The organism is Microcoleus asticus IPMA8 (assembly GCF_013179805.1).
Lineage (GTDB): Bacteria > Cyanobacteriota > Cyanobacteriia > Cyanobacteriales > Microcoleaceae > Microcoleus > Microcoleus asticus.
This window is the reverse complement of record NZ_SRRZ01000002.1, coordinates 73,430-93,012: the sequence shown is the minus strand read 5'-3', so window position 1 is coordinate 93,012 and position 19,583 is coordinate 73,430. Positions and strand designations below refer to the sequence as shown.

Annotated in this window: 16 protein-coding genes and 1 tRNA gene; 6 read left to right on the top strand and 11 right to left on the bottom strand. The window is 47.4% G+C overall.

The genetic code is table 11. The features are described from left to right. Positions 1-150 precede the first annotated feature (150 nt). The 4 genes from E5S67_RS01160 to E5S67_RS01145 form a co-directional block, all read right to left on the bottom strand. The gene (locus E5S67_RS01160) at positions 151-1,917 is read right to left on the bottom strand and encodes a R3H domain-containing nucleic acid-binding protein (RefSeq protein ID WP_172184643.1); all 1,767 of its coding nucleotides are present in this window, start codon (positions 1,915-1,917) and stop codon (positions 151-153) included. Positions 1,918-2,039: 122 nt separating this feature from the next. Further along, positions 2,040-3,191, bottom strand: a complete 1,152-nt coding sequence (ldpA, locus tag E5S67_RS01155; protein ID WP_172184642.1) for a circadian clock protein LdpA — start codon at positions 3,189-3,191, stop codon at positions 2,040-2,042. A gap of 425 nt (positions 3,192-3,616) precedes the next feature. Continuing rightward, complete coding sequence (locus tag E5S67_RS01150) at positions 3,617-4,939, bottom strand: four-carbon acid sugar kinase family protein (protein WP_172184641.1); 1,323 nt, start codon at positions 4,937-4,939, stop codon at positions 3,617-3,619. Between the two features lie 207 nt (positions 4,940-5,146). Then, complete coding sequence (locus tag E5S67_RS01145; RefSeq protein WP_172184640.1) at positions 5,147-5,797, bottom strand: hypothetical protein; 651 nt, start codon at positions 5,795-5,797, stop codon at positions 5,147-5,149. A gap of 96 nt (positions 5,798-5,893) precedes the next feature. Between E5S67_RS01145 and E5S67_RS01140 the strand changes: the two genes are divergently transcribed. Further along, on the top strand, positions 5,894-7,066 hold the full coding sequence (locus E5S67_RS01140) for an IscS subfamily cysteine desulfurase (RefSeq protein WP_172184639.1): 1,173 nt from the start codon (positions 5,894-5,896) through the stop codon (positions 7,064-7,066). A gap of 133 nt (positions 7,067-7,199) precedes the next feature. On the opposite strand, the gene E5S67_RS01135 is transcribed toward E5S67_RS01140, so the two are convergent. Both E5S67_RS01135 and E5S67_RS01130 read right to left on the bottom strand, forming a co-directional pair. Next, complete coding sequence (locus tag E5S67_RS01135) at positions 7,200-8,222, bottom strand: glycosyltransferase family 2 protein (RefSeq protein WP_425487371.1); 1,023 nt, start codon at positions 8,220-8,222, stop codon at positions 7,200-7,202. A gap of 48 nt (positions 8,223-8,270) precedes the next feature. Next, positions 8,271-9,002: a C40 family peptidase gene (locus E5S67_RS01130; protein WP_172184637.1), complete on the bottom strand. Its 732-nt coding sequence runs from the start codon at positions 9,000-9,002 to the stop codon at positions 8,271-8,273. A gap of 95 nt (positions 9,003-9,097) precedes the next feature. Between E5S67_RS01130 and E5S67_RS01125 the strand changes: the two genes are divergently transcribed. The 4 genes from E5S67_RS01125 (at position 9,098) to E5S67_RS01110 (ending at position 12,427) form a co-directional block, all read left to right on the top strand. Further along, complete coding sequence (locus E5S67_RS01125; protein WP_172184636.1) at positions 9,098-10,036, top strand: serine hydrolase; 939 nt, start codon at positions 9,098-9,100, stop codon at positions 10,034-10,036. 504 nt (positions 10,037-10,540) lie between these two features. Next, complete coding sequence (locus E5S67_RS01120; RefSeq protein ID WP_172184634.1) at positions 10,541-11,638, top strand: NAD(P)-dependent alcohol dehydrogenase; 1,098 nt, start codon at positions 10,541-10,543, stop codon at positions 11,636-11,638. After that, complete coding sequence (locus E5S67_RS01115; RefSeq protein WP_216670114.1) at positions 11,635-11,784, top strand: hypothetical protein; 150 nt, start codon at positions 11,635-11,637, stop codon at positions 11,782-11,784. Before E5S67_RS01120 ends, E5S67_RS01115 begins: the two co-directional genes overlap by 4 nt. Before the next feature lie 22 nt (positions 11,785-11,806). After that, positions 11,807-12,427, top strand: coding sequence for an FMN-dependent NADH-azoreductase (locus tag E5S67_RS01110; RefSeq protein WP_172184632.1), 621 nt, complete (start codon positions 11,807-11,809; stop codon positions 12,425-12,427). A 251-nt stretch (positions 12,428-12,678) separates the two neighbouring features. Here E5S67_RS01110 and E5S67_RS01105 read toward each other — a convergent pair. From E5S67_RS01105 to alr, 4 genes are all read right to left on the bottom strand, one after another. Beyond that, positions 12,679-12,767, bottom strand: a tRNA-Ser gene (locus E5S67_RS01105). A 196-nt stretch (positions 12,768-12,963) separates the two neighbouring features. Then, positions 12,964-14,091, bottom strand: coding sequence for a patatin-like phospholipase family protein (locus E5S67_RS01100; protein ID WP_172184630.1), 1,128 nt, complete (start codon positions 14,089-14,091; stop codon positions 12,964-12,966). Positions 14,092-14,138: 47 nt separating this feature from the next. Beyond that, a complete protein-coding gene (locus E5S67_RS01095; RefSeq protein ID WP_172184667.1) occupies positions 14,139-14,987 on the bottom strand; it encodes a mechanosensitive ion channel family protein in 849 nt (282 codons plus the stop codon). A 377-nt stretch (positions 14,988-15,364) separates the two neighbouring features. After that, positions 15,365-16,567, bottom strand: coding sequence for an alanine racemase (gene alr / locus E5S67_RS01090; RefSeq protein ID WP_172184629.1), 1,203 nt, complete (start codon positions 16,565-16,567; stop codon positions 15,365-15,367). Positions 16,568-16,816: 249 nt separating this feature from the next. Here alr and E5S67_RS01085 point away from each other — a divergent pair, with 249 nt between their 5' ends. Further along, positions 16,817-18,400 carry a peptidoglycan-binding protein gene (locus tag E5S67_RS01085; RefSeq protein ID WP_172184627.1) on the top strand — a complete coding sequence of 528 codons (1,584 nt, stop codon included), beginning with the start codon at positions 16,817-16,819 and terminating at the stop codon, positions 18,398-18,400. 95 nt (positions 18,401-18,495) lie between these two features. On the opposite strand, the gene E5S67_RS01080 is transcribed toward E5S67_RS01085, so the two are convergent. Further along, the gene (locus E5S67_RS01080; protein WP_172184625.1) at positions 18,496-19,518 is read right to left on the bottom strand and encodes an S-layer homology domain-containing protein; all 1,023 of its coding nucleotides are present in this window, start codon (positions 19,516-19,518) and stop codon (positions 18,496-18,498) included. Between the last annotated feature and the right edge of the window lie 65 nt (positions 19,519-19,583).

Here is a 19,583-nt window from a genome sequence, read left to right as displayed (position 1 = left end):
TTTTAAAGATCGGGCGTTAATCTCCCCAACAAAAATTATCGTCAATTTAGCGGGCATGATATCAAAGGCAAAAGGTAGAAAACAGAAGCCAGGAAAAAATTCGGCCGTTTGCCTTCTACCTTCTGCTTTCAAAGGCACCAATCTCCAACTTTAAGCTGGATAAATGCGCAGGCGGCGGTTGGGTTCTTCCCCAAAACTGTGGGATTTCAGGTGATAGTGTTCCACAAGTTCGTGCTGCATTTTGCGGACGTTGGGAGAACGGGGCAGGAGTTCCACCGGCTGTCCCTTGGGAATGACAATTTGCTCGACTGCCAAGCGGGTTTCTTCGAGAGCTTCGAGCTCGTCAGAAGAACCGCTGCGGGCGAATAAGGCGAGGTCTGCCACTTCCGGGGTGCCCGGGTCATCCATGTCCAACAGGCGCCGCAAAGCTCTCGCTACGTGGGGAATAGTGCCGGCCTTAATTGTGTGCAGGGGAACTTGGCGAGTTTTGGCCAAGTGCCTCAATTTCGACTGGTTCCGAACGTTCGATCGCAAAGCCAAAACCACGTCAGCACTCTCAATATCCTTCGTCAGCAGCACCGGCAGGTTCAGCGTCGAAATCACCTGTTCGAGCTGGTGGCGAGCTATTCCGTAAGGATAAACGTGGAGGGGCAAATCTTCGCCGTTAGGGCCGACATTATGGGAATAGCGTCCGGGCTTAGGTACCGGCTCGACGGATAGGGATTCTTCGAGCAGTTGCTCGAAATACCGAGTCTCAGCAACCGGCGCGCTTTTAACAGCCAAGTTCTCGCTGGGAGCGGGCATCGGCACCATTTTGCCAGCACTCCGCCACCCAGAGATCGGTGTGACCGGCCGGATTGCCGATACCGCAGCCGGGCCGCTCGAAGCTGTTATCCCTGGAAACCGGGCGGGCGGAGCGGCCGACTCGCGCTCGATAATTACCTCTCCAGTCTCGCTGACGCTTCTGATTTGCTGGTTCGGTTCGCGTCCCCGCAGCAGAGTGTCGATCGAATCTGCAACTCGCTCGTGTATTACCCAGCGCTGGCGTTCCAGCATTTCAACGGCAATTTCAAAAGTGGGCGGTGCTTTGCGCTCCAAAACCGTCTTTTGAGAACCGCGGCGCCTTGCTTCGTCATCTCCCAGCGTCACCGCTTGGATGCCCCCAATTAAATCTGCCAGAGTCGGGTTTTTCATCAAGTTTTCGAGCCGGTTCCCGTGGGCGGTACCGACCAACTGCACGCCCCTTTCGGCGATCGTCCGAGCCGCCAAAGCTTCGAGTTCCGTGCCGATTTCATCAATCACGATCACTTCCGGCATATGGTTTTCCACTGCTTCGATCATGACTTGGTGCTGGAGTTCGGGACGGGAAACTTGCATTCTGCGAGCTCTGCCGATCGCCGGGTGCGGGATATCTCCATCTCCGGCGATTTCGTTGGAGGTGTCGATAATTACCACCCGTTTTTCCAAGTCATCGGCGAGCACGCGGGCAATTTCTCGCAGGGCCGTGGTTTTGCCCACTCCGGGGCGGCCGAGCATCAAAATTGACTGACCGGTTTCCACCAAATCGCGGATTATGCCGATCGTCCCAAACACAGCGCGGCCCACCCTCAAAGTCAAGCCGATAATCTCGCCGCTGCGGTTGCGAAGGGCGCTAATTCGGTGCAGGGTTTGCTCGATACCGGCTCGATTGTCGCCGCCGAAGTGGCCGACTCGCTCGATGCAATAGTTGAGGTGTGCTTTGGTAATCGGTGTTTGGGAAAGAGGTTCGGCCAAGGATGGAAAACGAGCTTCTGGTCGGCGGCCCAAATCCATAACAATCTCAATGAGATTGTTGCGCTGCGGGTGCTGCTCTAAAGGCTGCCGGATCTCATCTGGCACGATGTCTAATAATCTGTTGAGGTCGTCTGTAATCTGCATTCGCCTCGATGTGTTCGGTGACGTTTTCAACTTTTTAGTCAGTTGTCAGTTAACAGTTGTCAGTTGCCAGTTGCCAGTTGTTTTTTACTTGTAACTAATGACTACTGACTAATGACTACTGACTAAAATTCTTTGAGCTGGGAAACTAGAGAACGAGCTAAACTCACGGCCTCCGAGAGAAGTTCTGGGACGGCTTCGAGCTGAGGTAGCGGAGATGTTTGAACTCCGGCTGCTGGCCGCGCGACTGCCACCGGAACGGCACAGGCTCGATCGGTCTGCATTGTTTCTAATTGTTCTAAAATTGGCGACAGCAAAACCCTGGCATAGCTGCCGTAAGCTACACCTGCAATGTATGGGACAGGGGGAACTGACAAATTTTTCCCGCCATCCAACAGCAGTCCGCCGGCTCTCAGCTTGCTGACAGTGTGAGCATTAGTGCCGCCTGCAAGTTGCACGTATCCCGGCAACTGGGCCGCCAAAACTTTTTGACCGAGTTTGACCGCGGCTCTAGTAGTTCCTGTTCCGATATCTCCGCTCATCGGCCTACCGTCGGTTTGCCAAATTAGGGGACAAGGAAGGGGGGAAATTATTTGATAGAGTGTCCGCAAATAATCAATCAAACCGTCTCCATCGGGGCAACTAATTGCTATTACCTTGAGTTGATCGACCCAGGGAGCTATGCTCGACCAAAGTCGCCCAAAATCTGCCTCTCTGCCTACTTGCGTGTGGATTTCTAGGGCGTCCGCACCGGATTGCAAGATTAAAGGTGCGATCGCGGCGGGAGCAGACACGTAAGAACGAGTATAAATTAGTTGGCTCGGACAAATCGGCAGACAGCGACCGCAGCCATAGCACTGCTGGTCTATCACCCCGGAAAAACCACTGCCAGCACTCTGAAAAACGATTGCTTCGGCTGGACATATTTTTTCGCACGGCCGCCAGCAGTCCGCCGGACAATCGGCTGGGTTGAATTCGGCTTTGCGAAAATGCGGGTCTTCCCCATCATTTAAACTCACCATCAGCAACGGCAACCCTTTGCCGCCAAACCTGCGGTTGTGAGTTCTTGCCTGTAATTCGCTGGCCACTTGTAGGGCTTCTTTCGCTGCGGTGACGGCGGCGGGATCTGCCGCGACATCGATACAGTCAGCGCCTGCTAAGGTGTAAGCCAAGGTGAGATTCCGTACAGCAGGCAGGTGTTGAAAGCTCGCCCCACAGATCAGCTTGAACCAATGGCCACTTTTTAATGAGTTTAGGGGATGATAATGTTCTGTCACCCTTATATGCTAATCCTTTCAGCTAAAAATTACGAGGTGCAAATTTCTACTTAATTTTAAAATTTAGGCGGGTACAAGCTGGAAACGCTACTGATAGCAGTAGCTCTGGTGCTATTGGCTCTATATGTAGAGTTCTGCCTTAATTTTTTTTCCTAAATTTGATTTTTTTGAGAACGGCTGCTGAGGGGCGATTGGGAGATTGGGCGAGCGGCTTGAGTTACACACAGACTTTAAATTATATCATAGTATGGTGATTTAGGCAAGGAAAAAGTAGGCTAGAGATTTTTTTTGAAGTTGCCGTGCAGTGGCAATTGCCATAAAGTTCGATCGAGCTTTGAAACCAATCGACCAACCGCAGATGAACATTCTCATCCCTGACTATAAGCTAAATTCATCTGGGTTAATCTGCAATTCAACGAGCTATACTACTTGCTCAGCCGCTTGTAAACCGTAGCCAAAGCATGGCTATCCCCCACATTTCCCGGAAACAAAACAACTGGCAAATTGGGAAACAGAGGATGATTAGCCTCGGTTTTCACCACCGAACAACCTGCGATAATTTGACCGATTTGCCTGACACTTTTCAGCGACAAACCTGTACTCAAAACATCATTAGAAGTAATGCCGCCCTTGCTAATCAAAAACCCGATATCTGCCGGCAGTCCCCGCACGATATCCATCAATAAAGCAGAAACCGCCTCTCCAAATTTTAATCTGACTTCCGCATTTTCAAATTCGAGTTCCTTGCGGCTGGTATAAATTACAGGCGTTTTACCATCGGCATGAGCAGTGCGGGCTTTTTCGAGAATTTCATCGAGCATTTGGGTGCGATACTCGGGTGAATCTTCTAACAAGTGAGATACATCTATTTCAATGCTAACTATATTGGGTTCTTTTAACAAGCGCTCCAATTGTTCCGTAGTTTTCTTAACGTGGGAACCAACTATTACTGCACCCGGTTTGCCATCCCTCACATATTTTACCATTTCGTCGGCTGCTACTGGCTGCGGGCCGAGGTCAGCTAAGGATGTTAAAATACTCGCCGCGCTGCGGAATAAAAACTTTTTGCCTTGACTGACTGCATTGAGAATATGTTTGGCAAATGTGTCTAAATCGCCTTGGCTTTGGCCGTCAACAACCGCACATTGGTTGTCTGTCATGTCCATCAGTCGATCTAAACTTCCGTAGCGAATGTCTCCGAGTAAAATGCGATCGACTGCATCAGCGGGGATGCGACCTTTGGTTTTTTCTTCTACATAGTCTGGCAGGTAACTGTGACTGTACCCGAAGACTGAATCTTTGGCAAATTCGGTTTCGTGTACTGGTGTCGGGACGCTGTTAACTATTAGGTAGTGCACGCTGTGGCGGGTAATTCTCCCTCCTTCAAAAAAGGCGGGAATTAGAAAATGGGCGTCGAAGGGGCCGAGTTCTTCGGCGATCGCGTCGGTTTCGATGGGATAGTGACCGCGCAGGGTAGAATCGGAACGGCTAACTATTAGGAAGTCTTCGATTTTTTCGCTGGCGATCGCCCTTTTTAGATTTTGGCACACTTCGCGGGTGACGGAGGCTGCTTTTTCGGGAGTTAGCGATCGAGTATTTGTCAGTATGAAGAAAATCGGGCACTTGTCCCGCAGCCCCAAACGCAGGGTGTCTTCGTCCCAACGTGTCAGCAGCAAGCAACTGTGCACGGTTTGAGAACCAGTCGGATCGTCGTCGAGAACTATAATCTTGGGTTTAACAGAAGACATAATGACCTGGTTGTTAACATCACTTTTCCAAGATATCCTTACCTGTTACGTAACAGGTAAAAATTTACAATAGTTATGATATTTTTTTAACTATTGTCATAACTCCTAATTTTTAAAATGTGTTTGAGTTCGATCGGTTCATTAAGGTGCGCGTTGCTACAAAATAAGGTGCGCCTCGGCGCATCCTACTAATATTTTCCTTTTTTTTTAATTAGCAGCGTTTCGGTCTTGCAACTTTTTCATTTCTGCTTGAACTCCCACGGCTACCTGCAAAGCTTCGTTGAGCAATCGTCCTTGTTCGCTGGCTCGATCGCTAATTTGCAGGGCATTCAAAGTTCTCAAATTATTGGCAAACAATTCGGAGTTAGTATCGACAAATTTTTTGTTTTCCCTGAGAATTCTCTCGGTTTTCAAAGCTCGAACTAAATCGTCTCTGATTAGCTGCAAGGCTTCAATAACTTTTGCTCTATCGCCGATTTTGACTTCCGCATTGCCAGCATCTTCTATCCGATCGTTAATGGCGATCGCTTCGATTATACCATTATAGCGATCGACATCATCAAAAAGATTGATTAAATGTTGGTTTTGCCGGCTGCACTGAATTTTCCACGCATCCTCAAAGATTAAACCGACGATCGCAGCGAAGTGGAGGGCGAACCACAACAAATAAGCTCTAGGAAATATCGCAACTAGCAGCCAACAACTGATGAGAACCAAAACAATTAAACCGACTGTTTTCAAAGCTTCGCGGGCAAACTTAGTCGCTGTCGGCGGCCGGTATACGCGATCGGGCCCGACGCCTGTGAGGTGCTTGAGCTCACCAACAGTAATTTCTAATCCCTGAATGTCAGCTCGCATAAATTTTCACAAATATTTGTTAATTATAAAGTTTTGTAGTAGAACAAGGGGCTCGTCTACAATAAACCTAACACTTTTTTCAACCAAAACTGCACTATGTCCGCACGTCCTATATACCTCGACAATCACGCCACAACCCCCGTAGATCGACGGGTACTTGATGCGATGCTGCCGTATTTCACCGAACAATTCGGCAACGCAGCCAGTATCAACCACGTCTACGGCTGGGAAGCAGAAGCAGCGGTAAAACAGTCACGACAAATCATAGCAGAAGCGATCAATGCTTCTCCAGAAGAAATTGTTTTTACCAGCGGTGCAAGCGAAGCAAATAACTTAGCGATCAAAGGCATCGCCGAAGCTTATTTCAGTAAAGGAAAGCACATTATCACAGTAAAAACCGAACACAATGCAATTCTCGACCCCTGTACCTATTTGCAAAAATTGGGGTTTGACATTACTGTTTTACCGGTGAAAAGCGACGGGCTGATTGATATAGGCGATTTGATCAAAGCGATTCGGGCCGAGACAATTTTAGTTTCAGTGATGACGGCTAACAACGAAATTGGTGTCATCCAGCCGATCGCAGAAATTGCAGCAATTTGTCGCGGAAATGACATTCTTTTTCACACAGATGCGGCACAGGCGATCGGCAAAATTCCCCTCGACGTAGAGGAGATGAATATCGATCTAATGTCCTTGACAGCCCACAAAATCTACGGGCCAAAAGGGATCGGTGCTCTCTACGTCCGCCGCAACAAACCGAGAGTGCAGCTAGCGCCACAAATGCACGGAGGAGGCCACGAACGGGGAATGCGATCGGGAACTCTCTACCCACCGCAAATAGTTGGGTTTGCCAAAGCAGTAGAATTGGCAATTGCAGAAATGCAGTCGGAAACCGAACGAGTGGTTAATTTGCGGCAGCGTTTGTGGGAAAACTTGAGTGAATTGGGCGAGGTTTTTCTCAACGGTCACGCTACGAAGAGATTGCCGGGGAATCTCAATATTAGTGTAGCCGGGGTTGACGGTCAAGCGTTGATGTTGGGTTTGCAACCGGCGGCGGCAGTTTCTTCGGGTTCTGCTTGCACTTCGGCGAAAATATCTCCATCTCATGTTTTAGCAGCGATCGGGCGATCGGACAAATTAGCTTATGCTTCAATTCGGTTTGGCATTGGCCGGTTCAATACCGAAGCAGAAATAGATGCAGTTTCCCAACACGCGATCGCAACTATTACATCTCTCCGACAAGCACAAAAAGTCAATCAATTTTAGATTTTAGATTTTAGATTTTAGATGGGAGAATTGAAGATTAGGAAGTAGTTTTGAGTTTTGAGTTTTAAATTATTTAACTTACAACTCAAAACTTTTCCTCTTTTTATCGCCGAGTATAATTGGTATCAACCCATTATTTAGAACCAAATACCTCGCGCACCCGATAAATAGGTTTTCCTTGCGACTCGTGATAAGTCCGCATCATCACTTCCGCCAGCAAACCAAAACAAAATAACTGCACGCCAGTTAACAGCAAAACCACAGCCAAAATCAGCAAAGGACGATTGCCAATACTTTGACCAAAAGCCAATTTCAGGAAAGTCAAATAAATCCCTAAAACCGTTCCCAACGTCATAGAACTCAGTCCCAAAAGTCCAAAAACGTGCATCGGTCGAGTCAGGAACTTTTTCATAAAAGAAATAGTTAACAAATCCATCAACACCCGAAAAGTCCGCCAAATTCCGTACTTACTTTGACCGAAACGGCGGGCGTGATGCCGCACCGGCATTTCTGCAATTCTAGCCCCTTCAATAAACGCCAAAGCCGGCAAAAATCGGTGCAACTCCCCGTAGAGATTCAAGTCTGCTACCAACTCGGATTTATAAGCTTTCAAAGAACAGCCGTAGTCGTGCAAAGTTACGCCTGTAACGCGACCAATTAACCAGTTCGCAATTTTAGAAGGAATCAACCGACTAATAGTATTATCCTGCCTATTTTTCCGCCAGCCGCTAACTAAATCGTAGCCTTCATCTAACTTTGCCAACAATAGCGGAATATCAGCCGGGTCATTTTGCAAATCGCCGTCTAAGGTAACAATAGCACGACCGCGAGCGCGATCGAAACCTGCCGACATGGCAGCAGTTTGCCCGTAATTGCGGCGCAAAATTACAGCACAAAGGTCATCGCGAGTGCTGGCTAACTGCTGGAGAAGTTCAGCAGAACCGTCCTTAGAACCGTCATCTACACAAATAATTTGATAGCTGAGTCCAGATGGTTGGATAGAAGAGGCGATCGCCTCAATCAAATGAGGCAAACTTTCCACCTCATTATACACCGGCACCACCACTGAAACGTCGAGAACAACCTCCGCGTCAGCCTGCTGTGCAGCCAATTTTTCCAAAAATAATGCAGCGTCCATTTCTTTGTTAAATAACATCAGTAATCATTAGTCATCGATCATTCGTCATTTGTCATTTGTTAACAACTAACTAGGTTGATAACTTGCCACAACTTTACCATATCCCCGCAATTGCTGGTAATAAGCTTGACTGACTCGATCGCCATCCTCCGACAAAACATCGATACCGATACCGTTGCGACCTTGTGCTTGTCCCGAACTGTGAATGTAGCGATTATCTCCCAGATATAATCCTACGTGAGTTGCTTTTTCGGGCGTACCAAAAAATACTAAATTCCCCGGTTCTAAAGCAGTGACACTAATAGGTTTAGTAAAAGCTTCCTGCTGATAAGCATCCCTCGGCAACCAGATGCCTGCGGCCACAAAAGCCGCTTGCATCAAGCCCGAACAATCATAATTGGGCCCGACTGTACCGCCCCAAAGATAATAATTGGATTGGTGCATAGCCTCACGAGCGAAAGTAATTACTCTTGGTAATTTTTCCTTGATTTGGGCCTCAGAAAGCACCAGAGGATGATACACTGTTTCTGTCGGATCGAGCAACTCAACATCTCGAATATCCAGCCATCCCGGATAATCATCTTCGCACAGCCGCACCATCACAGCCGTTGTATCCCCCTCAACAACCGAGTCTATGTCATTTCTCCCCCCTGACCTAAGCTGGGGGGGGTCAACTACTCGCAAATGTCGCCCCAGCGCTGCTTGAGTTGCCAATCGATCGCACTTTGTGGAATCGTAAATATTTATGTGCGATCGCGCCCGGTACTCCTGAACATCAGATAATTGATAATTGGCCATTGCTAATTGCTCATTGTTTGCTGTTAATTGTTCGCATTTAACGATAGATTGCCATTAGCTGCTAGCCGTTAACCGTTAACCGTCAGCCATTAACCATGACATTTTTTCACAAAGACGAACAATTAGAAACCCTCGGCAGTAGCATTATAGACTCCGCATTGTCAGAATTTACAGGATTAAGTGGCGATCGTATAGCCATTACCTGGATAGTCTACGATCCGCCGGTGCGAGTCAATACAGGCGGCGCCCTGAGTGCAGAAGAATTTTGGAAGTATCAACCGCGAGGTTTTAGCGCTAGAGCTTCCGAACGAATTTATCCAGCCAGCATCGTCAAATTATTCTACCTCGTTGCCATCTGGGAATGGGCGCAAAAAGGCATGATTCAAACATCGCCAGAATTAGAACGCGCCGTCCGAGATATGATAGTTGATTCCAGCAACGACGCCACCAGTTTAGTAGTAGACGCGCTCACCGGCACCACCAGCGGCCCAGAATTATCACCAGGCCCCTTTGAAACTTGGAAACAGCAGCGAAACATCGTCAACCGTTACTTTCAATCATTGGATTGGCCGGAATTAGAAAATATTAACGTCAATCAGAAAACCTGGTGTGACGGCCCCTACGGTCGCGAGCGAGCAGTTCTGGGAGAATTAATGGAAAATAGAAATATGCTGACCACAAATGCAGCGGCGCGTTTGCTGCACACTATAATCGGCGGCGTAGCTGTTTCTGCCCAAGCATCGCAAGAAATGATGGGTTTAATGAAACGCAGTTTAGACCCAGCAGAATTAGAGGCAGATCCCGAAAATCAAGTTACAGGTTTTTTAGGCGGGGGATTGCCAGAATCAGCAAAATTGTGGTCAAAAGCGGGACTGACAAGTCAAGTTCGTCACGATGCTGCTTATATTGAAATATCGGGCTTGCGGCCGTATTTGTTGGTTGTATTTACAGAAGGGAAAGAGAATAGCAAGAATGAAGAGATTTTGCCTTTTATATCGCGGCAAGTTGTCGAAGCAATGAAGGCACTGAATTAGACAGTTCTGGACGCAAAAACTGCTTTGCAACACTATTGTTAGAGGTAAGGTGCGGTATGCTTCGCCCTACAGATAGAGTTTATGCCTAAGAGGATGTTTTAAAAGGGTCGTTTGACCTCATAGTTGGCACAAAGAAGCATCTAAGTATGGGTCCAAACCTTGATTTATCGTCTCAGTTAAGCCCAATCATCACGGCTAAATTATACCTGACCGGACTTTTAAAACATCCTCTAAGTCCTAATTAAGTTATGGAACTATCGTCTTACTCTCATGCTATGCGTAAACGTTCAATATCTCTGATTAGTGGCGCACCGAACATACGATAATACTCGCGGCTGAATTGTGAGGCAGGGCTGCGATCGCCCGATGGCGTCGGGCCCCGCAAGCTACGATTTTATTTGCGATCGATCGACCCGATGATGTTGATATCAGCGAAATCATCGTCAGACCAACAGCCAGCCCTTACTAAAGCACCACACATAAATCGCCAAAAAGAAAAAGCAAATGCTAGGAAACACCTCTATTGAACAGAATAGATCGATGCGTCCCGGTTACGGACTTGCCGCTTTAAGCCGAGGCGAACCCCTCGTTCCCTGGGCATTCCAGCGCCGCGAATTGCGACCCAATGACATCGCCGTCAAAATTCAGTTTTGCGGCGTATGCCACAGCGATCTGCACGCAATTCGAGGGAATAGCCGTTTTCCTTTGGTTCCAGGTCACGAGATGGTAGGCGAAGTCACGGCGATCGGCGCGAATGTCACAAAATTCCAAATCGGCGATGCTGTAGTAGTGGGTACGATCGTCGATTCCTGCGGTCACTGCTCATCGTGCAAGCGACAGTTAGAACAATATTGCCTCGAAGGGGTGACAACAACCTATGACGGCATTGATAGGCACGACCGCAGTATCACGCGCGGAGGCTACTCGAACGAATATGTCGTCGATACCCATTTTGCCTATCACCTTCCCGCTGGTCTCGATCCGGCAAGCGTTGCACCGCTGCTGTGCGCGGGCGTAACAACCTGGTCGCCACTACGCCACTGGGAAGTAGGGCCGGGTAAAACAGTTGGGATTGTCGGGTTGGGTGGACTCGGACACATGGCGGTGAAATTTGCTCGCGCGCTGGGCGCTCATGTCGTCGTATTCACCACGACTCCAGGAAAGCTGGACGATGCGAAGGCGCTGGGAGCAGATGAGGCAATCCTGTCCACCGACAAGGCGCAAATGGCAAGTCAAGCATCCCGCTTCGATTTTATTCTTGATACCGTTTCATCTCGCCATCCGCTCGACCCCTATCTGCGATCGCTCAAACTCGACGGTACGCTATGTTGTTTGGGCATTCCCAAGGACTTGGATTTTAGCCCCGTCTTTCTGACGATCGGACGGCGGCGGTTAGCAAGTTCAGGTGTGGGAGGGACGCTGGAAACGCAGGAGATGCTGGACTTCTGTAGCCAGCACAACCTCGCAGCCGATGTCGAAATCATTGCGGCGGAGGATATCAACGAGGGTTTTGAACGGCTGGAGCGAGGAGATGTACGCTATCGTTTGGTAATCGACATGGCTACGCTCAATGCGCCAGCCGAGGACATTGCCCGATCGTGAAACCGCAAGATGTGGCAATGCCAGAATTCCGCAGATTGTGCATTCGGGCGAATGCGATCGCCCGCTCGATCTTATTTGCGATCTGCCAACCTGACTATGTTGATATCAGTGAAATTATCGTCAGATATACAGCAAGTTTTTACTAATGAAAAAAAGAGCTTAAATCACATGGCACATCTTCTTCAAATTGATGCAAGTCCGCGCGGGAATCGATCGATCTCACGGACGCTTGGACAAGAGTTTATTGACAAATGGATGGCGGTTTATCCCAACGATACAGTGACTTATCGCGATCTCGGACATCATTCTGTTCCCCACGTCACCGAAACATGGATTGCTGCTGCATTCTCACCATCCCTCGAGCATACGCCTGAACTAGCAGATACCATCCGCATATCGGATGAGTTAGTGGATGAATTGATTGCAGCCGATCGCTATTTGATTGCCACACCGATTTTCAACTTCACGGTTCCATCCACTCTCAAAGCATACATCGATCAGATTGTGCGGATCGGTCGCACCGTTGTGATGGATGGAAATAATTTCCAAGGACTCTTGCAAGACAAGAAAGTCTTAGTAATTGCCTCTCAAGGAGGTAATTATCAATCTGGGACTCCCGATGCGACACTCAATCACCTCGAACCTTATTTAAGGACTGTTTTTGGCTTTATGGGGATTACTGACATGAGCTTTATTTACGCTCATAGTTTGCATAAACACCCTGAAGCCCGCGAAGAGGGACTTGCCAGCGCTAGGGAATCTATTCAAGGCGCGATCGATCGTTGGTGACATTTAGATAGCAAAGAAATCGAAACATGGAAGAATTCGATATGAAATAAAAACCAAAAATTCAAGGGGATGATATCAAATCCGGTAGCATCGGAATTAATATTACTAATAGCCGAGACACCGCGAGTGCCGTGTCCCTACAATTAATCCGGGTAGTCCAAGCGCACTGCCGTGTCCTCTATATCCTTCCAGTGTAACTGAAATTGATATGACGAATCTCAAACCCTCAATCGATCAAATATTAAATAGAACGGAGAGGGGGGGATTCGAACCCCCGAAGGATGATAACACCCTTAACAGATTAGCAATCTGCCGCTTTCGACCACTCAGCCACCTCTCCAGATGACAGCAACTAATCGTAGCACACACATCTAGCCTTTGGCAACCCCTAAATTCAAAAAATCCTCAATCCCTGACGCTGTATGGAAGGAAGAAGGGCACAACAGGGATTTTGAGACGGATACAGGATGTAAGAGGGAAGAAAAAGAAACTATTCGCAATGCCCGATGCCCGATGCCCAATTCCCGAAATCAAGACTATTCACCAAAGCCCCTAGCCTTCAAGTGCTTTTCCCAACTAAAATTGGAACTCAAAAAGAACCTCTTAGTATACAAATATCCCAAGCGGTACAGGTTAGCCTTGCGATCGGCATCGAGATTAAAATCCGTCGTCGTCACCCCAGCTTCAGTCACATCAATATTAATCACCCTGCCTTTATCCATTTCCCGCTGGTGATAGCGGTCTCTTGCTTTCATCATCGTTCTGAACATCGCCGCCAGCATCGACAGCGGAGTATCAATCTTAACTTTAGTCTCAATTCCGGTATCGACTAATCGAAACCCAAAAGTAAACCAGCGGGGCATAGCGGGAGTCGAACCGACGGATTGTTTGTCATAAATCCACAGGGGGAAATTGCTCAAAATTCCGCCATCGACAATTAAGTCATCGCCCAGTTTTCCCGGTTCAAAAAATAGCGGAATACTCATCGACAACCGAACGGCTTCAGCTACGCTAAAATCTTCGGGATTTGCGAGTCGCAACTGCTGGTATAAAGCATCGGAATCGGCAGATTCCTGCCGTCGCAAGTCGTCGGGGATTACCAACATTTCACCCCGACTGAGGTTGGATATTACTACTTTTAATTCCCGGTCTTTTACGATTTTTTTGACATCTGCAAAAGTGTGCAAGTTACCTCGACCGAGCATTGCTTCCAGCCACTGCCGGAACGGCTGCGCCGAATATTCTCCCATCTGACGGCTAACTGTGAGGAAAAGCAGCGTCCAAGCAGGAGATTGCAAGTCGTCGGCGGGGTCGCCGTTTAAAATTAGAGGACTGTTTTTTTGAGTTAAAAATATGCTGTAATCGAGCTGTCCTAAAATTTCCTCTAAATCATCAATTGACAAGTCGGTTGCCAAGACTGCGGCAGTAATTGCACCTGCAGAAGTGCCTGCCAATTTTCGCCAGCGGATGCCCAAATCGTTGCAGCATCTGAGTGCTCCTAAAAACGCAACTCCGCGCACGCCGCCGCCTTCAAAAACTCCGTCGGCAAAGATTTCACCGGTTTCGTCGGGAGGCGGAAATTTGCTGAGAATTGTTTGTTTCTCGGTGGCGGTGATCCTGACACCGGGTTCTTGTAAAATTTGCTGCGGATACCACTTGCTCATGGGAAATACCTCGGATAGATTTGGGATTTTAGATTTTAGATTGATATCTATTGTTCTTGATTTTTGTGGGCATTCATGGCTTCTTTGACGTGTTCTTGAACTTGCGATCGCACTTGTTCGTAAGCCACCGACGCGCACCAAGGCCGGAGAGATAAAATAGTTGTGTCTGGAGTAATTTCGGCTACCAAACAAGTTGGGGGCGGATTCTCCAAAACCAGGGGGTGAGAGTGGGCAATTTCTAATAACTCAGCTACAGTTGGACGGATCGGTCGATCGCCAATATCAATTTTCAAGTCTACTCGCCTCGTTCCCATTGCCGTTGTATTTTTCAATGTACCGTTAAACAACTGATTGTTCGGGACAATAATTTTTATGCGATCGTCTGTCACCACGGTTGTTGAAAAAATCCCGATGCTGTCCACCACTCCCTTAACATCCCCAGCTTCAATCCCATCCCCGACTTCAAAGGGCCGCAAACTAATCAACATTACCCCAGCAGCAAAGTGCGACAAAGTATTTTGCCACGCCAAACCGATCGCCAAACCCGCTGCACCCACCACCGCAACCACGCTGGTAGTTTGAATTCCCAACTGACTCAAAGCGGCGACTACTCCCACTACCAAAATCGTAATTTCAGCAGCTTGAACTAAGAATTTCCGCAGCGTGGCTTCGGTGCGACTCAGTGCTCGGCGAGTCACGCGGCCAGCAAAGCCGATCGCAAATCGCGTAATTAACAAAATGCCGATCGCCCACAGCAGTTGAGGTACAATTTTAAACCCCAATTCTACGAATTTTTTCGAGAATTCTTGGGCTACTTCCAAGGCTTGTGTTCTTTCTGCATTTAGCTGGGAATACAAGGTTTGGGCTATTGGTAAAAACGTCTGAATAACTGTCATGTTAATTTTAGATTGGTAATTGGTCACTTGTGCTGAGCGTAGCCGAAGTATGACGCCTTGGGTATTGGTAAACGCAGTCTCAGTTTTCTGCATTAGTCCCAAAGTCCGACAGGGGTTTTCAACTCCTGTCTCATAACTAAAGTCCTCTAAAATAAGACTAAAATCAATAATTTTCTCGCTCAAACTCTTGAGTCGGTTTAAACTGAGATATTGCACCATTATCAATAACCCTTATATGGGCGGGCAGGATGCCCACCCACAATAAAATGCACTTGTTGTGGAACAGGCATCTTGCCTGTTCTTGACAATGAAGCAACATCTCAGTTTAAACCCACTTTAACGATGAGGCAGGGGTTTAAACCCCTGCCGGACTACTGTTAACAGTTTACTGCTACGCGGGGCAATCGATGTTTAAAACCGCAGAGAATTTCCCACGAAATAGTTCCTAAAGTCGCGGCCCAATCGTCAGCAGTAATTTGATTTCCCCCATTTTTGCCCAATAGAGTCACCACTTCACCGACTTCTAAATCGGGAATATCAGTTACATCCAGCATTAATTGATCCATCGTCACGGCTCCCACTTGCTGCACGAATTGACCCCTGACTAAAACCTGCATTTTATTAGAAAGATTGCGCGGAATACCATCTGCATAGCCGATACCAATTACGGCAATTTGTGTCTGACGCTGAGCTATAAATTGATAGCCGTAACTGACGCCGGTTCCTGCTTCAATTGTTTTTACCTCCGTTACTCTAGCTTTTACCTGCATGGCGGGCTTCAAATTGGCGATCGACTGCAAGTGAGGAGCTGGATAAAGACCGTAGGTAGCTAAACCGACTCGCACTAAATCGTAGTGCAAATCGCGGTCAGCTAGGGCAGCAGCAGAGTTTGCCAAGTGCAGGCGAGGGGGGTTAATTCCTGCTATTTTAATTTGCTCGATCGCCCGTTTAAACCGCTGGTGCTGCTCTATCATAACTGCGGGATCGGGACTGTCTGCTGTCGCCAAGTGAGAGTATATGCTGGCTAATTTTAAATTGGGCAAGCGCTTGACTAATTGTACAAATTCTGTTGCTTCTTGCCAGGGCGTACCCAAGCGAGACATTCCCGTATCTAACTTAGCGTGAACTGGCAAAGATTGGTTGAGATCGGCGAGAACTTCCGAAAAAATTAGGGCTTGTTTGGCAGTACAAATAGTGGGCTGCAAGTGCCATTGGGCGATCGCCTTTACCTGTTCCGCTGTATGGGTTGCCCCTAACAGCAAAATCGGCGCTTCTATCCCAGCTTCTCGCAATTCTATGCCTTCGGGAATTGTTGCCACTCCCAGCCAACTAGCACCTGCTTGCAATGCTATTTGACTGACTGCAACAGCACCGTGTCCGTAAGCATCCGCTTTCACAACTGCCATCAGTTCTGTGTGGGGAGATAAGAGATTTTTAAGCTCTTTTACATTGTGAGTTAAAGCTGCTAAATCCATTTCTACCCAAGCCCGCTGGCAAAGTCCCCCGTCACCGTCCCCCAGCACCGTCTGGCGGGATTCTTTTGTCGTTGATTCTGCGGTTGTTTGTTCCCTACTCCACATTGTCGATCGCTCCTACTTGCTTGCACGCTTAAAAACTGCTCTAAAAGCTGCTCGGATATTTTACCCTAAGTTTGATTATAATAAGATTTTTCTTTTAATCAATGTTATACAAGTTTAAAAAAAGAATGCAACTGCAGGCAAGCTGCAAACCCATATTGCATCAGTCATTCCCAATCTCAAATCTAAAATCTCAAATCTAAAAGGGTATTAACTGGTGTATCATAGCACCAAAAATACCCGGTAAAAACTATGGACGGACTGGCCTACCTACATTTAGCTGAAACTTGGGAAACGGCTGCGGGTCAAACTCGATCGACCAACTCAAAAAAGCACTTGAATTTAGCCTATACTTCTTTACTTTTCTTTACGCTCGCTCTCACAATTTTAAATTTAGTCAATCCCGCACTCGCCATCAAAAAAGGCGATTCAGGCCCAGAAGTAGCCCAACTCCAGAAAACTCTGCAAGCAGCAGGATATTTTAGCGGTAAGACTACAGGATTTTACGGTTCTATTACCCGGGCTGCTGTGAAAAAGTTCCAAGCAGACAACAACTTGAAAGTAGACGGAATAGTCGGCCCTAAAACCTTGTCAGTGCTGAAAGGTAAGCCGGAAAGCGCCAGCATTGATGCTGCGGAAAAACAATCGCCAAATGTCGATCGACCTTCGCCATCTCCTAGCGCAACAGAAAACACAAACCAATCCGAAGATACAACTAACAATCAGCCTCAAGAACCTCTATTTCAAGAACCATTTTTACCACCATTTAAAACAGAAAATCCCGAGGAGAAACCAGAAAGTGAATCACAACCCCAAAGGCTAATAAATCCTCCCGACAACATTCAAGGAAAAATGACCTTGAAAAAAACAATTTACGGCAACATCTCGCCCAAATCAATAGTTTATTCGGGAGATGGCTTGTTTTTTGCTCAAAACATGATGTACCGCCACACAATCACAGTTTACGACAGGAACTTTAATTTAGTCAAGACTATTCCCGATACAGTAAACTTGTCGAAGTTCGGCTTTTCTAAATTCAAAGGCAATTATCAAGGCTCTCCCGTAGAAGCGGCTTTTTCAACCGATGGCAAATATGGCTACGTCTCCAACTACAAAATGTACGGTTCGGGGTTTAGGAATCCCGGCAGCGACAGGTGTTCTCCAGCGGCAAAACACGACCAAAGTTTCCTGTACCGCATCAATACCCAAACTTTGAAAATAGAAAAGGTAATTCCTGTAGGTGCAGTTCCGAAATTCAATGCTGTTTCACCTGACAATCGCTTCGCGCTCGCGAGCAATTGGTGCAGTTGGGATTTGAGCGTAGTTGATATCAATACAAATCTCGAAGTTGAGCGGGTAAAACTGGGTGCATATCCTCGGGGTATTGTTGTCACTCCCGACTCAAAAAATGCCTATGTTGCCGTCATGGGTTCTTCCGATATTGCCAAAGTGAATCTCATAGACTTTTCGGTAGAATGGCTGAGAAATATTGGCAATGCGCCGCGTCATTTGACGATCGACCCCAAGGGAAATTATCTTTATGCGACTTTGAACGGTGAAGGAAATGTGGCAAAAATTGACCTAAAAACGGGTGAAGTGGCGAAAAAAGTTAGGACGGGAAAAGCGCCTCGCAGCATGACGATTTCTGATGATGGAAAACTACTTTATGTGGTCAACTATTTCTCGAATACTGTTAGCAAAGTTAGGACGAGCGATATGAAAGTGCTGCAAAAAGTGAATGTTAATTCAAGTCCGATCGGAATTACTTACGATCCGGAAACTAATCAGGTTTGGGTAGCTTGCTATTCGGGCAGCATTATGGTGTTTCAAGATTAATTTAGCTGCTTCGCAGTAAGGGCTGGAGTCTTGACTGCAAACAATAGCGATTAAATGTTATTTTGGGGCGGCCTATGAGCAACGCCCCTAAAATACTATTTGGACAACTTTAAAGGCTTCACAACATACTCAGAAGACTTAGCAGGTACTTGACCTTTTTTGGCCATAGCTTGGTAAATCATGGCTGCTACTTCAGCGCGAGTTGCTATTCTATTCGGCTGCAAAAGTGTGCGCTTCGGGTGGTTGACAACAATACCAGCTTCTGTGGCTGATGCTACTTTGTTAACTGCCCATTTCGGCACTTTTGCCCTGTCTGTATAAACTTGTAAAGTTTTGGTTGCTTTTGTTGATGGTTTCAGGCTCAAACCGCTTGCTAAAGCTGCGATTACTTCGACACGCGGAATCTGTTTTTCGGGACGGAACTCATTGTTTGGGTATCCTTTAAGATATCCAGTTTTGACAGTGTGGTCGATCGCAGGAGCGACCGGACTCTTGTCTTTTACGTCTTTAAAATCAATCGGTTTTCGGATCGGCTCTTTGTCGTCGGACATTCGCTGAATTAATCGCGCTAATTCGGCTCGCGTCATCGGTTCGTCGGGACGAAATTTGCTGTCGGTGGAATCAGCAAAGATTTTCCGATCGACTAAAGCTACAATGAACGGACGCGCCCAATATTTGTCTGGAACATCGGATAATATAACGGGCCCAACTTTGGGTTTAGCCGCTTTCGGTTTGGTAATTGCTGGAGCGGGAGTCGATCGCACAATTGGCTTGGGAGGAACAACGACGATCGCCCCCACCGGAGGAGTTGCCGGTAAAATCGGCCCTAAAGGTGCCACAGGTGCGACATCCGGTTCTGAGGGAACCAGGCTTGTAGCGGGAGATCGCAAATCCGAATTGGGCGGCGCAGGCGTTAATATTCCCGGGCTCGCGGGCGTAACAGCAGGTTGAGAAAAAACGGCTGGAAATTGCCAATTTCTGGCATTCAATCGATCGGGATTTTTACCTGTTACCCAAAATAAAATTGCTCCCATCGTGCCGAAGGCAACCAAGATAGCAATCAATTCATCCAATCCTAGAGGGTTTCTTTCCCCTGACGGGGGTTGTGAAGAAGACATATTGTCACCTACATACCAATGTAGAAATTAAATCACATATTTTTTTCGTCTGGGGGAAACAGAGA

Excerpts from the sequence above, each read along its gene's own strand:
- E5S67_RS01095 (WP_172184667.1), bottom strand. The coding sequence starts at position 14,987 with ATGACAGTTATTCAGACGTTTTTACCAATAGCCCAAACCTTGTATTCC.
- E5S67_RS01160 (WP_172184643.1), bottom strand. The coding sequence starts at position 1,917 with ATGCAGATTACAGACGACCTCAACAGATTATTAGACATCGTGCCAGAT.
- E5S67_RS01110 (WP_172184632.1), top strand. The coding sequence starts at position 11,807 with ATGGCACATCTTCTTCAAATTGATGCAAGTCCGCGCGGGAATCGATCG.
- E5S67_RS01125 (WP_172184636.1), top strand. The coding sequence starts at position 9,098 with ATGACATTTTTTCACAAAGACGAACAATTAGAAACCCTCGGCAGTAGC.
- E5S67_RS01150 (WP_172184641.1), bottom strand. The coding sequence starts at position 4,939 with ATGTCTTCTGTTAAACCCAAGATTATAGTTCTCGACGACGATCCGACT.
- E5S67_RS01130 (WP_172184637.1), bottom strand. The coding sequence starts at position 9,002 with ATGGCCAATTATCAATTATCTGATGTTCAGGAGTACCGGGCGCGATCG.
- E5S67_RS01080 (WP_172184625.1), bottom strand. The coding sequence starts at position 19,518 with ATGTCTTCTTCACAACCCCCGTCAGGGGAAAGAAACCCTCTAGGATTG.
- E5S67_RS01100 (WP_172184630.1), bottom strand. The coding sequence starts at position 14,091 with ATGAGCAAGTGGTATCCGCAGCAAATTTTACAAGAACCCGGTGTCAGG.
- E5S67_RS01145 (WP_172184640.1), bottom strand. The coding sequence starts at position 5,797 with ATGCGAGCTGACATTCAGGGATTAGAAATTACTGTTGGTGAGCTCAAG.
- E5S67_RS01135 (WP_425487371.1), bottom strand. The coding sequence starts at position 8,222 with ATGTTATTTAACAAAGAAATGGACGCTGCATTATTTTTGGAAAAATTG.
- E5S67_RS01085 (WP_172184627.1), top strand. The coding sequence starts at position 16,817 with ATGGACGGACTGGCCTACCTACATTTAGCTGAAACTTGGGAAACGGCT.
- E5S67_RS01120 (WP_172184634.1), top strand. The coding sequence starts at position 10,541 with ATGCTAGGAAACACCTCTATTGAACAGAATAGATCGATGCGTCCCGGT.
- E5S67_RS01140 (WP_172184639.1), top strand. The coding sequence starts at position 5,894 with ATGTCCGCACGTCCTATATACCTCGACAATCACGCCACAACCCCCGTA.
- alr (WP_172184629.1), bottom strand. The coding sequence starts at position 16,567 with ATGTGGAGTAGGGAACAAACAACCGCAGAATCAACGACAAAAGAATCC.